The 12,947-nt window shown below is 67.1% G+C and carries 15 protein-coding genes; 13 read left to right on the top strand and 2 right to left on the bottom strand.

Annotated elements, in window-relative coordinates; all coding sequences use genetic code 11:
* Window positions 1-7: 7 nt before the first annotated feature.
* Entirely contained in the window at window positions 8-1,231 is a 1,224-nt protein-coding gene (locus AC1VTH_RS03345; RefSeq protein WP_481334684.1) for a sensor histidine kinase, read from the bottom strand.
* 35 nt (window positions 1,232-1,266) lie between these two features.
* The gene (locus AC1VTH_RS03340; protein WP_481334683.1) at window positions 1,267-1,941 is read right to left on the bottom strand and encodes a response regulator transcription factor; all 675 of its coding nucleotides are present in this window, start codon (window positions 1,939-1,941) and stop codon (window positions 1,267-1,269) included.
* 268 nt (window positions 1,942-2,209) lie between these two features.
* Between AC1VTH_RS03340 and rpsP the strand changes: the two genes are divergently transcribed.
* The 13 genes from rpsP to AC1VTH_RS03275 form a co-directional block, all read left to right on the top strand.
* Window positions 2,210-2,539, top strand: coding sequence for a 30S ribosomal protein S16 (rpsP, locus tag AC1VTH_RS03335; protein WP_301829178.1), 330 nt, complete (start codon window positions 2,210-2,212; stop codon window positions 2,537-2,539).
* Window positions 2,540-2,542: 3 nt separating this feature from the next.
* On the top strand, window positions 2,543-2,836 hold the full coding sequence (locus AC1VTH_RS03330; RefSeq protein WP_293672971.1) for a KH domain-containing protein: 294 nt from the start codon (window positions 2,543-2,545) through the stop codon (window positions 2,834-2,836).
* A gap of 3 nt (window positions 2,837-2,839) precedes the next feature.
* Window positions 2,840-3,382, top strand: a complete 543-nt coding sequence (locus AC1VTH_RS03325; RefSeq protein WP_481334682.1) for a ribosome maturation factor RimM — start codon at window positions 2,840-2,842, stop codon at window positions 3,380-3,382.
* Between the two features lies 1 nt (window position 3,383).
* On the top strand, window positions 3,384-4,142 hold the full coding sequence (gene trmD, locus AC1VTH_RS03320; RefSeq protein ID WP_481334680.1) for a tRNA (guanosine(37)-N1)-methyltransferase TrmD: 759 nt from the start codon (window positions 3,384-3,386) through the stop codon (window positions 4,140-4,142).
* Window positions 4,143-4,712 carry a signal peptidase I gene (lepB, locus tag AC1VTH_RS03315; protein WP_481334678.1) on the top strand — a complete coding sequence of 190 codons (570 nt, stop codon included), beginning with the start codon at window positions 4,143-4,145 and terminating at the stop codon, window positions 4,710-4,712.
* Window positions 4,713-4,776: 64 nt separating this feature from the next.
* The gene (locus tag AC1VTH_RS03310; RefSeq protein WP_293826024.1) at window positions 4,777-5,694 is read left to right on the top strand and encodes a glycine--tRNA ligase subunit alpha; all 918 of its coding nucleotides are present in this window, start codon (window positions 4,777-4,779) and stop codon (window positions 5,692-5,694) included.
* On the top strand, window positions 5,695-7,788 hold the full coding sequence (glyS, locus tag AC1VTH_RS03305) for a glycine--tRNA ligase subunit beta (protein WP_481334676.1): 2,094 nt from the start codon (window positions 5,695-5,697) through the stop codon (window positions 7,786-7,788).
* Window positions 7,789-7,845: 57 nt separating this feature from the next.
* Complete coding sequence (locus tag AC1VTH_RS03300; protein ID WP_293672965.1) at window positions 7,846-8,682, top strand: kinase/pyrophosphorylase; 837 nt, start codon at window positions 7,846-7,848, stop codon at window positions 8,680-8,682.
* A 3-nt stretch (window positions 8,683-8,685) separates the two neighbouring features.
* Window positions 8,686-9,741 (top strand): deoxyguanosinetriphosphate triphosphohydrolase, encoded by a 1,056-nt coding sequence (locus tag AC1VTH_RS03295; RefSeq protein ID WP_481334674.1) that lies wholly within the window; start codon window positions 8,686-8,688, stop codon window positions 9,739-9,741.
* A 132-nt stretch (window positions 9,742-9,873) separates the two neighbouring features.
* On the top strand, window positions 9,874-10,215 hold the full coding sequence (gene rplS / locus AC1VTH_RS03290) for a 50S ribosomal protein L19 (RefSeq protein WP_293672963.1): 342 nt from the start codon (window positions 9,874-9,876) through the stop codon (window positions 10,213-10,215).
* Window positions 10,216-10,288: 73 nt separating this feature from the next.
* Window positions 10,289-11,077, top strand: coding sequence for a ribonuclease HII (locus tag AC1VTH_RS03285; protein WP_481334672.1), 789 nt, complete (start codon window positions 10,289-10,291; stop codon window positions 11,075-11,077).
* 95 nt (window positions 11,078-11,172) lie between these two features.
* On the top strand, window positions 11,173-11,589 hold the full coding sequence (locus tag AC1VTH_RS03280) for a YraN family protein (protein ID WP_481334671.1): 417 nt from the start codon (window positions 11,173-11,175) through the stop codon (window positions 11,587-11,589).
* Window positions 11,589-12,947 (top strand): YifB family Mg chelatase-like AAA ATPase (locus AC1VTH_RS03275; protein ID WP_481334669.1); only part of this gene is annotated, 1,359 nt, incomplete at its 3' end. The genes AC1VTH_RS03280 and AC1VTH_RS03275, both read left to right, overlap by 1 nt.

Genomic DNA, 12,947 nt, shown 5'->3' with positions numbered 1-12,947 from the left:
CCCTTCGCTAGTCCCTCGCCTCGGGCAGACGCACGGTGAACGTCGTGCCCGCCTCGGCGGTGCTTGTCACCTCGATCTTACCCGAGTGGCTCTCGGCGATGCCCTTGGCGATGGCAAGCCCCAGGCCGTAGCCGCCCGTCTCGCGCGTGCGGGCCTTGTCAGAGCGCCAGAAGCGGTCGAAGACGTGGGGGAGGTCCTCGGCGGGTATGGGGTCTCCGCCGTTCGTTACGGCGAGCTCGGCCATGCCCGCCCTGCGGGAGAGGCTCACGGTGACGGAGGAGCCCTTCGGCGCGTACTTGCAGGCGTTCTCAATCAGGGTCTTCACGAGGCGCGACAGCTGGCTCGCATCGCCCATGACGCACAGGCCGGGGTCGATCGAGCTCTCGATGCTCGTGCCCCGCTCGAAGGCCACGGCGTCGAACTCGAGCGTCTCGCGCTCGACGGTGTCGGACAGGTCGATGCGCACGTTGTCGCGCTTGGAGCCGGCTGCGTCCTCGGTGAGGGCGAGCTCGAGCATCTCTTCGACGAGCCCGCGCATGTGCTCGGCCTCTTCATGGGCGCTCTTGACCCAGCGCAGCGCGCCCTCGCCCAGCCCGTCATCCTTGCGCAGCAAGATCTCGGTGTCCGCGAGGATCACGGCAAGGGGCGTCTTGAGCTCGTGCGAGGCGTCGGCCACGAACTGGTGCTGCTGGTCCCAGGCAAGCTGCACGGGGCGCACCGCCCAGCGCGCGAGTGCCTCGGCCAGCCCAAAGGTCACGGCCATGCCGATCACCGCGAGAAGGGCGGACTTCATGAGCTGCGAGGTCTTTTCCTCGTCGATGCTCGTGGTGTCTGCGATGACCACCCTGAAGCCCCCGAGCGTCGAGGCGCGCCTCCACGAGAGATGCGAGCCCTCGAGCCGCCCATCTCCCTGGTCGCTCGAGACGACCTCGCCCATCACGGTCGCGAGGTCGCCGGTGTCTATGCTGAGCTCGGCCTCGTTGGAGCCCAGCTTGACGCCGTCGTAGGACAGGTCGATCCACAGGATGGGCAGGTGGCGCATGCCCATGCCTGCGTCCTTGTCGCCCTCGCCCCCAGAGCGCTGCTCCAAGGCCATGTCGAGCGAGCGGCTCACGATGGCGTCGAGCGACGCCTGCGAGTTTGCGTAGCTGATACCCACCATGGCGATGACGAGCGTGCCCACGAGGGCCATGACGACGGCGACGAACCTTCTCCTGAGCCTTCTGAGCACGTGACCCCCGCAATCTCGCCCCACGGGCGCAGCGACTACTCCATCACCTCAAGACGATAGCCCAGCATGCGCAGGGTGGTGATCTCGACCTTGCTCTTAAGGTGGCGGATCTTCTTGCGCAGGAAGCTCACGTAGGCCTCGACCGAGTTCTCGGAGGCGTCGGCGTCGGTGCCCCACACGCGGGTGAGGAGGTCCTGCTTGGAAACGATGCGGTTCGTGCCCTTCATGAGCATCTGTAGTACGTCGAACTCGCGCTTGGACAGGTGCACGCTCTGCTCGCCGCAGGCCAGGTCGTGGCTCGACAGGTCGAGCGTGAGGTCGCCGAAGGTCAGCGTGTCGATGACCATCTCGCCCTTGCGGCGGGTGAGGGCACGCACGCGGGCGAGCAGCTCGGGCGCCTCGAAGGGCTTGGTCATGTAGTCGTCGGCGCCGCAGTCGAGGCCCTCGACCTTGTCGGCGGTCGAGGTCTTAGCGGTGAGCATCATCACGGGCAGGTCGCTGCCGGCGCGCCTCAGCTCGCGGACTATCTCGAAGCCGTCCATGCCGGGGAGCATCACGTCGAGGATCGCGGCGTCGTACATGCAGCTCTCCGCATAGGCCAGGCCCGCCTTGCCGTCGTAGGCGGCCTCGGCGTTGTAGCCCTCGTCCTCAAGGATGCGGCAGATGGCGTCGGCGAGGTTGCGCTCGTCCTCAACAACAAGAATGTTCACGGTGAGCTCCTTCGTTTGGTTTGCCACATTGTGTTACGAGTCGCTGAAGCACGTCTGAAGGTTCCTGAAAGTGTGGGGAGTTCCCACGGTTTCACCACGAGCGCCCCTCCCTATGGCAAAATCAGGTGCGAGAACGGCTCTCTTTTCCGCAAAAGACATGATTTCGCTACACACCGCGCGGGCAATGTCGTAGAATCGAGAGCTGCTTGTATGGTTTTGCGGCGCCACGCCATCTCTTGCTCGCGTCGCACGAATGGAGGAGTTTTCATTGGCAGTCAAGATTCGCCTGGCCCGTCACGGTGCCAAGAAGCGCCCGTACTATCGCGTCGTCGTCGCCGATGGCCGCTCGCCGCGCGACGGTCGTCACATTGACGAGGTCGGTCGTTACAACCCGCTGACCAACCCCAAGACCATCTCCCTCGATCTCGAGAAGATCGACGAGTGGATCGCCAACGGCGCCCAGCCCACTGACTCCGTGGCTCACCTCATCGACATCGTTCGCTCCGGCGCCCCCGCGCCCGAGAAGAAGGTCAAGAAGTCCAAGAAGCAGCTCGCCAAGGACGCCGCTGCCGCCGAGGCTGCCGAGCAGGCCGAGTAGCGCATGGACTCCGATACCCAGCTTTCCTCGGCGCCCCAGGACGCCGAGGAGCTGCCGAGCGACCGCATCGCCGACCTCGTCGAGCTCATTGTCTGTGGGCTCGTCGACGACGAGGATGCCGTCTCGCTTGATGTGACCGACCGCGAGGACGGCACGCTCATCGAGATTGAGTGCGCTGCAGACGATGCCGGCAAGGTCATCGGCAGGCATGGTCGCCAGATCAAGGCCATTCGCACGATTGCCCGCGCCCTCGGGCAGCGCGTCGGCTCCTCAGTCGACGTCGAGGTGCTTGGCTAGATCGTGGCAGCCGGATATAGGCTCATAGCCCGTGTGGTCAAAGCCCACGGGACAAGGGGGGAGGTCGTTGCGGTTCCCGCAGGCGGCCTTCCCCCTGTTTTGTCGACGGGTCTTCGCGTCGCGATCGTTCCGCCCGCGCTCAAGGGCACGCGCTGGCACACGGTCACCGACGTGAGCGATAGCCCGTCCGGTCAGCTCGTGGCCCTTTCGGGCGTGGGCGACCTGGGCGCGGCCCGAGACATCGCCGGCAAGTTGATCCTCGTCGCCGAGGAAGACCTCCCCGAGGGCCTCGAGCTCCATGACCCCCAGCGTCTGTGCGGCCTTGAGGTCACAGACGAGCGCCTGGGCCTTCTCGGCACCATCGCCGAGGTCATGGTGGGGCCCGCAAACGACGTGTGGGTCGTCCAGGGCGACAAGGGCGAGACCCTCGTCCCGGTGGTCGAGGAGATGCTCCTCGGCATGGACGAGGACGAGGTAATTCACGTGTCGATCCCGGTGGGCCTCGCCCCTTGGGACGACGGAAGCGACGCCGCGGGGGAGGACTAGCATGCTCGTCGAGACGCTCTCGGTCTTCCCCGGTGTCTTCGATGCCTATCTGGGCGCCTCCATCATGGGGCGCGCCCAGGCAAAGGGCATCCTTGAGTTTCGCGCCCACGACCTGCGCGACTGGACGCACGACCGTCACCGCACGGTTGACGACGCCCCGTTTGGCGGCGGCCAGGGCATGCTCATGAAGCCCGCGCCCATCTTCGAGGCCGTGGCAGACATTAAGGCGGCAGACCCGCGCCCCGCTCGTGTGATCTTCTTCACGCCGGTGGGCACTCCCTTCACCCAGTCAGTGGCCCAGAGACTCTCCGGCGAGGAGCGCCTCGTCTTCGTGTGCGGTCGCTACGAGGGCATGGACGAGCGCGTCTACGAGCTCGCCGACGAGTGTCTGAGCCTGGGGGACTACGTGCTCACGGGCGGCGAGCTGCCGGCCATGGTCGTCACCGACGCCGTGGTGAGGCTGCTTCCCGGCGCCCTGGGAGACGAGATGAGCCCCGTCGACGAGTCCTTCTCGGCGGGCCTCCTCGAGTACGCGCAGTACACGCGTCCCGCCAACTACGAGCAGCGCCCCGTGCCCGACGTGCTGCTCTCCGGCGACCACGCAGCGGTCGACGCCTGGCGCCGCAGGAACGCCATCGAGCGCACGGCGCGCCTGCGCCCCGACCTGCTCGACGACGCCGACCTCACGGCCGACGAGCGCGCCTTCGCCCGCCAGGTCATGGCAGGCGGGTTCGATGAGGCAGCCGAAGGTGAGGCATAGGTGGCGCGCGCAGAACACGGTAAGCACAGCATGCTGATGGACGCGCTCGAGGTCATCTGCCTGGGCGCGATCGCCCTCGTGGTGGCACTGCTCGTACGCGCCTTCGTGGCCGAGCCGTTCATCATCCCCTCGGCCTCGACGAGCGACACGCTCAAGGTGGGCGACCGCCTTGTGGGCGAGAAGATCACGTACCGCACGAACGAACCGGTCGCGGGCGACATCGTGACCTTCACGGACCCCGAGCGCGCGGACGTCACCCTCATCAAGCGCGTCATCGCCGTGGGCGGCCAGACGGTCGACCTTCACGACGGCGTCGTCTACGTCGACGGCGTGGCGCTTGACGAGCCCTACACCGACGGCAAGCCCAGCTACGAGTTGCCCACCCACTCGCCTCTTCTGGCCGATGGGGTACAGTACCCATTTACGGTGCCCGAGGGCTACCTGTGGGTCATGGGTGACAACCGCACCAACTCGCAGGACTCGCGCTACTTCGGGGCCATTCCCGTCTCGAGCGTGACCTCGAAGGCGCTTTTTGTCTTCTGGCCGCTCGAGGACGTCGGCTCCATCTAGGCACCTTGGCACCAATTTGCATTGCACGCAGGGGTTTCGCCCCTTGGAAGGAAGGTAGGAGAGCATGAAGGAAAACGCCCTCACGTTCCAAGACATGATTCTTGCCCTCGAGCACTACTGGGCATCCCATGGCTGCACCGTCATGCAGCCGTATGACTCCGAGGTTGGCGCCGGCACGTTCCACACCGCCACGCTCCTTCGCTCGCTTGGCCCCAAGCCCTGGCGCACCTGCTACCCGCAGCCCTGCCGCCGCCCGGCCGACGGCCGCTATGGCGAGAACCCCAACCGCCTGCAGCACTACTACCAGTTCCAGGTCCTCATTAAGCCGAGTCCCGAGAACTCCCAGGAGCTCTACCTGGGCTCGCTTGCCGCCATCGGACTCGATCCCGCCGAGCACGACGTGCGCTTCGTCGAGGACGACTGGGAGAGCCCCACGCTGGGCGCCTGGGGCCTTGGCTGGGAGGTCTGGCTCGACGGCATGGAGGTCACGCAGTTCACCTACTTCCAGCAGGTGGGCGGCATCGAGGTCGACCCGGTGCCCGTCGAGATCACCTATGGCCTCGAGCGCATCGCCATGTACGCGCAGGGCGTCACGAGCGTCTATGACCTCGTGTGGAGCTACCTGCCCGACGGTACGCCCATGACCTACGGCGACGTCTTCCTCGAGAACGAGCGCGAGTTCTCCGCCTACAACTTCGAGGTCGCCAACGTTGAGATGATGCGCCAGAAGTTCGACGACTACGAGGCCGAGTGCCACTCCTGCCTCGAGCGCAACCTGCCGCTGCCCGCCTACGACTGCGTCATGAAGTGCAGCCACGCGTTCAACCTGCTCGACTCGCGCGGAGCCCTCTCCGCCACCGAGCGCGCCCACTACATCCTGCGCGTCCGCACGGTCGCCAAGGCCGCCTGCGAGAGCTACCTCGCAAACGTTGCCGGTGATGCCGACGCCAACGTCAACGACAAGAAGGGGGAGGTGGCCTAGATGGCTTCTACCAAGGACTTCCTGTTCGAGATCGGCACCGAGGAGATGCCCTCCGCGCCGCTCAACAACGCCGTCTCTCAGCTCGGCAAGCTCGTCGAGGCCGGCCTCAAGGACGCGGGCCTCGCCCACGGCCCCGTCGAGGTCATTAGTTCGCCGAGGCGCCTTGCCGCCCTCGTGAGCGACGTCGCAACCGCCACCGAGGAGGCCAACGACGTCAAGCGCGGCCCTGCCGCCAACATCGCCTTCGACGCCGACGGCAACCCCACCAAGGCCGCCCAGGGCTTTGCCCGCAAGTGCGGCGTCGATGCCGCTTCGCTCGTGCGCCGCGTCGACACCGACGGCCGCGAGTACGTCTTCGCCGAGCAGCACATCCCCTCAACCGACGCCATGCCGCTGCTCTCGAGCCTGTGCGAGTCGATCATCGGCAACCTCCAGTGGCCCAACTACCGCAGCCAGCGCTGGGGCTCCGAGCACGCCACCTTCGTGCGCCCCGTGCGCTGGATCTGCTGCCTGCTCGGCTCCGACGTCGTGCCGGTGACCTACGCCGACGTCACGAGCGGCAACACCACCCGCGGCCATCGCGTGCTGGGTGCCGGCGAGCACATCGTCGACGAGCCCGCCCACTATCTGCAGGTCCTCGAGGCCGCCCACGTGCTCGACGCCAAGCGCCGCGAGCAGGTCATCCGCGAGGGCATTGCCAAGGTCGAGGCCGAGCTGGGTGTCAGCGTCGATACCCCCAAGAAGGTCTTCGACGAGGTCGTGAACCTCTGCGAGTGGCCCACGGTGCTTATCGGCCACTTCGACGAGGAGTTCCTCGCCGTGCCTCACGAGATCATCTGCGAGTCGATGCTCTCCAACCAGCGCTATTTCCCGACCTACGACAAGGATGGCAAGCTCACGCGCGCCTTCGTCGTGGTCTCCAACGCCGACCCCGCCGCGAGCGCCACGGTCGTCGACGGCAACGAGCGCGTCGTTCGCGCCCGCCTCGACGACGCCAAGTTCTTCTACGAGGAGGACCTCAAGGTCTCGCTCGACACCTTCCGCGAGCGCCTCGTGAGCGTCGGCTTCCAGCAGAAGCTTGGCAACGTGCTGCAGAAGTCCGAGCGCATCGAGAGTCTGGCCCTCGCGATCACCCACGAGGCCCGCATCGGCGCCAAGCTCGCTGCCGCCTCGGCGCGTGCCGCGCACCTCTGCAAGGCCGATCTCGTCTCGAGCGCCGTCGTCGAGTTCACCAACCAGCAGGGCGTTATGGGCGGCTACTACGCCCTGGCCGCTGGCGAGGGAGAGGACGTGGCCGAGGGCATTCGCGACCACTACCGTCCGCGCTTTGCCGGAGACGAGCTGCCCGAGGGCACCTGCGGCTGCGTCGTGGCCGTCGCCGACAAGCTCGACACGATTGCCGGCATGTTCGCCATCGGCGAGCCTCCCACCGGCTCCAAGGACCCCTACGCGCTGCGCCGCGCCGCCATCGGCGTCGTGACGATCCTGCGCGACCGCCTGCACGTTGGCTACGAGCCGCTTGTGGCAGAGGCCCTGGGCTCGCTTGCCGACCAGGGCATCGAGTTCGACGCCGAGAAGGTCGCCGCAGACGTCAACGCCTTCATCCTCGGCCGCATGCAGCAGATGGCCCGCGAGGACGGCATCTCGGCCGACACCGTGGCCGCCGTGAGCGCCGGCTCCGTGACCGCCCCCGACGACTTCTTTGCCCTGGCCCACGCTCTCGAGGACGCCCGCGCCAATGACCCTGAGACGTTCGAGAACCTCGCGATCGCCTACGCCCGCGCCGCTCATCTCGCCGACGCGACGCTCGGCTGCGAGCTCGACGACGCGCTCATGGGCGACGCCGAGCGCACGCTCGCCCACGCCGTCGAGGCTGCCCGCGGCGACATCACGAGCTCGCTCGAGGACAAGGACCTCGCGGCCGTCATCGCGGCGCTGGCCGCCCTGCGCGAGCCCATCGACGCCTTCTTCGCCGACGTCATGGTCATGGATGAAGACGAGGCCCTGCGCGCGAACCGCCTGCGCCTGCTCAACAACCTCGTGGAGGTCTTCTCGGGCGTCGCCAACATCGGCGAGCTTGCCCGCAAGAAGTAGCCGCAGGTCGGCTACGATGTCTGCAAGGGACTTGGATTCTCGCGTCTGGAGGTTCTCATGAAGGTTACGTTCGATCAGCTGGGCGACGGCGCGCGCGAGGACGCAGCGCTCGTCTACGTCGTCTCCGACTCGCTGGGCGACTCCGCCCACAACGTCGTGCTCTCCGCCGCTGCCCAGTTCAGCGACGGCGCCGTGCGCGTCGTGCGCCTCTCCCAGATCGAGAGCGCCGAGGAGGTCGCGGCCTACTTCGACGAGCACGAGGAGGACTTCGTCTCCACGGCCGTGTTCCACTCGATCGTCGACCCCACGCTGCGCAAGAAGGTCCGCAGCGACCTCAACAACCGCGGCATCCTGTCGGTCGATATCCTCGGCCCGGTTGTGCAGCTGCTCGCCGGCCTCACGGGCGAGCGCCCCAAGAACCAGGCGCGCGCCCACCACATGGTCGACTCGCGCTACATGCGCCGTGTGAGCTCGATGGAGTTCTTCGCAGATCACGACGATGGCAAGAACCCGCAGGACCTGCCCGGCGCAGACGTCGTGCTCGTGGGCCTCTCCGGCTCCGCGAAGACGCCGCTTGCCATGTACCTGTCGTTCCTCGGCTATAAGGTCGCGAGCGTCTCGCTCGACCCGGGCTGCGAGGTTCCCGAGCAGCTTGCCCAGGTCGACAAGGGCCGCCTCTTCGCCCTCGAGAACAAGACGCGCGCCCTGTCGAACGTGACGATGCTCGCGGGCGACGCCGGCGCCACGTCCGTCGAGATGCTCGCCCAGGCCGAGGACGCCATCGACCACGCCTCCAAGGTCATCGACGAGCTGGGCTGCACCAGGCTCTCGACCGACGAGAAGACGGTCGAGGAGCTTTCGGCCGACGTCATCGCCCAGATCGAGCAGGCCTAGCCCATGGGCGCCTCGCTGCCCATCATGAGAAGGACAGACGCCGAGCGGCGGGAGCACGAGTTGCTCTCGCCGCTCGCGGCGTTTTCCGACGCCTCCTCGGGCCGTCTCGTTCCCGAGGAGCCCGACGAGCTGCGCACCTGCTACCAGCGCGACCGCGACCGCATCGTGCACTGCAAGGCCTTCAGGCGCCTCTCGCACAAGACGCAGGTGTTTCTCGCCCCCGAGGGGGACCACTACCGCACCCGCCTCACGCACACGCTCGAGGTGTCGCAGATCGCCCGCAGCGTCGCGCGGCCGCTGCGCCTGAACGAGGATCTCACCGAGGCCATCGCCCTCGGGCATGACCTGGGCCACACGCCCTTTGGCCACACGGGCGAGGGTGCCCTCTCCCGGGCCATCGCCCGCTGGCGCGGCATCGACCCGGCCTCGGAAGAGGGCAGACGGCTCTTTCGACACAACGAGCAGAGCGCCCGCGTCGTCGACCTGCTCGAGAAGGGCGGCCGCGGCCTCAACCTGTCGCGCGAGGTGGTCGACGGAATCGTCTGCCACACGGGCACCCAGCGAGCCGCCACGCTCGAGGGCCGCATCGTGGCCGTCGCCGACCGCGTGGCCTACGTGACCCACGACATCCAGGACGCCGAGCGCGCGGGCATTATCTGCGAGGACGACCTGCCGCGCGTCGTGGTCGAGCGCCTGGGTGCGTCGTCTGCTGACCGCATCGCCACGATGGTGTCCGACCTCGTCTCGACCAGCTCCGAGCGCGGCGACATCGCGATGAGTGAGCCCATCTGGGAGGCCATGATGGACTTGCGCTCCTGGCTCTTCCACAACGTCTACACCCAAAGCGACGCCAAGGTCGAGGAGCCCAAGGCAAACCAGCTGGTCGAGAGCCTGTTCATGCACTACATGGGACATCTCGACGAGGTGCCGGGGGAGTATCGCGTCCACGACTGCGACGCCCCCGAGGTCCAGGTGGCAGACTACATATCGGGCATGACCGACCGCTACGCCATCCGCGACTACGAGCGCCTGTATTTGCCGCGCGCGTGGAGACGCTGAGGTGGAGGAGGGCATTTTGCCTTCTCGTTGCGCCGACCGGGTTGCTTAGGTATACTTCTCGCTTGTGTGTAAACCCCACGTACCGCTGATGCGTCAGACGGTACCTCTGGGCAAGAGAGACAAGGAAAGAACATGGACTACATTCGCGCCATCGAGCGTCAGCAGATTCGTGAGGACATCCCCACGGTCATCCCTGGCGATCACGTCAAGGTTCACTACCGCATCAAGGAGGGTGACCGCGAGCGCATCCAGGTGTTCGAGGGCGATGTCATCCGCATGAGCGGTGGCTCCTCCCGTGAGACCTTCACCGTCCGCAAGATCTCCTTCGGTGTTGGCGTCGAGCGCACCTTCCCGCTTCACTCGCCCAAGATCGGCAAGCTCGAGGTTGTCCGTCACGGTGACGTGCACCGCGCCAAGCTGTTCTACATCCGCGAGCGCGTGGGCAAGGCTGCTCGCATCCGCGAGAAGCGCTAGTCGCAGATCTTTGCATTGTCTGGGAGCCGTCCTGCTCGCGCGGGGCGGCTTCCTTTTGTATCGAGGAGATCGCATGCCCAACCGTCCCCATCCCGCAACCGCCGCAGAGATTGCGGCAACGCTTGCCGAGGCCCTGCCCGAGGAGCTTGACGCCCTGCTCGCGCGCTACGCGGATGACCCGCGAGCGCAGGTGCGCCGCGCCTGCGCGAGTGCCGTGAGGCGCGCCCAGAAGCAGCAGGCCGAGCGCGAGCGCGTCGAGGGCATGTACTCGCTCATGCGCGAGCTGGGCGGCGAGGGCATCGTCCTGGGCCTCGATGAGGTGGGGCGCGGCTCGGTCGCGGGCCCCGTCACGGTGTGTGCCGTGGCCCTGCCCGACGACCCCAAGGTATGGGGCGTCAACGACTCCAAGCAGCTCACCCCGCGCCGCCGCGAGGTGCTGGCGGCAAAGATCCGCGAGGTGGCTACGGCGATTGGCATCTGCCACATTCCGCCCACGCGCATCGACGAGGCGGGCATGGCACGCGCGCTGCGCGAGGCCATGCTCGGCGCTATTGCGGACGCCGCGGTCGAGCCCGACTGCGTGCTCATCGACGGCAACCCGCTGCACATACACCCCAAGGAGAAGACGCTCGTCAAGGGCGACGCCCGCGTCGCCTGCATCGCCGCCGCGAGCATCGTCGCGAAGGTGACTCGTGATGAACTTATGGTGGAACTCGGCGATCAGTACCCGGGCTACCACCTCGCCGAGTCCAAGGGCTACGCATCGCCCGAGCATATCGCCGCAATTCGCGAGAGGGGCCTCACGCCCGTCCATCGCGCGAGCTTTTGCCAAAACTTTCTTTCGACGGCGCGCCTCTTCTAGCTGCGGTGTCAGTTTTGTGTTAGACCGCTCACGGGTTTGTGTTAGACCCGTCTGGCACCCTCTTCGGCAAGGTCACCTGGTCGAGAGGAGCTGGCATGAACGCATGCGAGATGGGCGACAGGCCCATAGGGGAGCTGACTCCCCATGAGGTCGGGGCGATTGGCGAGCAGATTGCCGCCACGTTCGTCGAGAAGACCCTCGGGTTTAAAGTCATCGAGAGAAACTGGCATAGCGCCTACGGGGAGGCTGACGTCATCGCCACCGATGACTCGACGCTCTACTTCGTGGAGGTCAAGACGCGGGTCTGGTCGGGCGAGGGCGAGCTCATCTACCCCGAGATAGCGGTGGACGAGGCAAAGCTCAAGCGCTACGAGAACATCATTGCCGCCTACCTGCAGCGCTACGTCAATCCCCCGCGCGCGCAGTTCGACGTTGCGGCCGTCGTCATCGACCGGCCGCACCATGCTGCGCTCCACTACAAGCCAAACGTCTCGCTGCGAGATGAGCTGTAATGGGCTGTCAGGCAATACATGCGGCGACCCTGCGCGGGGTCGAGGCGACCCACGTGACGGTAGAGGTAGCGCTCTCCTCGGGCCTTCCCAGCATCACGATCGTGGGCATGCCGTCCACGGCGGTCCTCGAGTCGCGCAACCGCATTCGCTGCGCCATCGCGCAGTGCGGCTTCGAGGTTCCTCGCATGGGCGTCACGGTCAACCTCGCGCCCAGCGACGTCAAGAAGGCGGGCACGGGCCTCGACCTTCCCATGGCCATCGCCATCCTCGCGGCCAGCGGCCAGATTCCCACGGCGGGCCTCGACGGCTGCCTCTTCGTGGGCGAGCTTGGGCTAGGAGGCGCGGTGAGCGAGGTGCGCGGGGCCATCGCCTACGCCCTGCTCGCACGCGACCTTGGGCTCTCGCTCGCGGGCGCCACACGGCTCGTGCGCGGCGCCGGTGGCGCCCTTCGCGAGCCCCTCGCCATCGACAACATCTCGTGGCTCAAGCGCGGCGTGGCATCTCTCTCTGGTGTCGGGGCCATAGGCCCCGAGCCTTCCGGCGCTGCCTCGGCTGACCTCGACTTTGCCGACGTTGTCGACCAGGAGACGGCCAAGCGCGCCCTCGTGATCGCCGCCTGCGGCGGACACGGCGCCTTCATGTGCGGTCCTCCCGGCTCGGGCAAGACGATGCTCGCGAAGCGCATGCCTACGATTCTGCCGCCCCTGAGCGAGGCGGAGATGCTCGAGGCCATGCTCGTCCATTCGGTCTGCGGCCTTCCCATCGATGACATCCGCGCTGGAAGGCGGCCCTTTCGCGCGCCGCATCACTCGGTGACACGCGCGGGCCTCGTGGGCGGCGGCTCCCCGATCACGCCCGGCGAGGCATCGCTCGCGCACCGAGGCGTGCTCTTCCTCGACGAGCTTCCCGAGTTCTCGCCCTCGGTGCTGCAGGCGCTGCGCCAGCCTATGGAGGATGGCGAGATTCGCCTCGTCCGCGCCGACGGCGTCTGCACCTTTCCCTCAGTGTTCCAGCTCATCGCCGCGGCGAACCCCTGCCCCTGCGGTCATGCGGGCGACCGCGGGCACGTCTGCCGCTGTACGCCGGCGCAGATCGCGCGCTACCAGTCTCGCGTGGGAGGCGCGCTCATGGATCGCATCGACGTCTTCGTTGACGTCGCGCGCCCGGCCGCCGCGAGCGTCATCAAAGGTGGCGAGGGGCTGAGCTCCCAGGCCATGGCACACCAGGTGAGCGTTGGCCGCGACTTTGGCTCTTGGAGGCGGGCGCGCGGCAGCAACGGCATGCCGGGCTCAGTCGAGAGCTGCGCCCTCTCGCCCAAGGCCCAGTCGCTGCTCGAGCTCATGGCCGAGCGCCTGAGC

Source organism: Parolsenella sp. (assembly GCF_982402205.1).
This window is presented reverse-complemented; position numbering and strand designations above follow the sequence as displayed.

Coding starts and splice junctions, on each gene's coding strand:
- glyS (WP_481334676.1), top strand. CDS start 5,695: ATGGCTTCTACCAAGGACTTCCTGTTCGAGATCGGCACCGAGGAGATG.
- rplS (WP_293672963.1), top strand. CDS start 9,874: ATGGACTACATTCGCGCCATCGAGCGTCAGCAGATTCGTGAGGACATC.
- AC1VTH_RS03280 (WP_481334671.1), top strand. CDS start 11,173: ATGAACGCATGCGAGATGGGCGACAGGCCCATAGGGGAGCTGACTCCC.
- AC1VTH_RS03330 (WP_293672971.1), top strand. CDS start 2,543: ATGGACTCCGATACCCAGCTTTCCTCGGCGCCCCAGGACGCCGAGGAG.
- AC1VTH_RS03285 (WP_481334672.1), top strand. CDS start 10,289: ATGCCCAACCGTCCCCATCCCGCAACCGCCGCAGAGATTGCGGCAACG.
- AC1VTH_RS03295 (WP_481334674.1), top strand. CDS start 8,686: ATGGGCGCCTCGCTGCCCATCATGAGAAGGACAGACGCCGAGCGGCGG.
- AC1VTH_RS03300 (WP_293672965.1), top strand. CDS start 7,846: ATGAAGGTTACGTTCGATCAGCTGGGCGACGGCGCGCGCGAGGACGCA.
- AC1VTH_RS03310 (WP_293826024.1), top strand. CDS start 4,777: ATGAAGGAAAACGCCCTCACGTTCCAAGACATGATTCTTGCCCTCGAG.
- trmD (WP_481334680.1), top strand. CDS start 3,384: ATGCTCGTCGAGACGCTCTCGGTCTTCCCCGGTGTCTTCGATGCCTAT.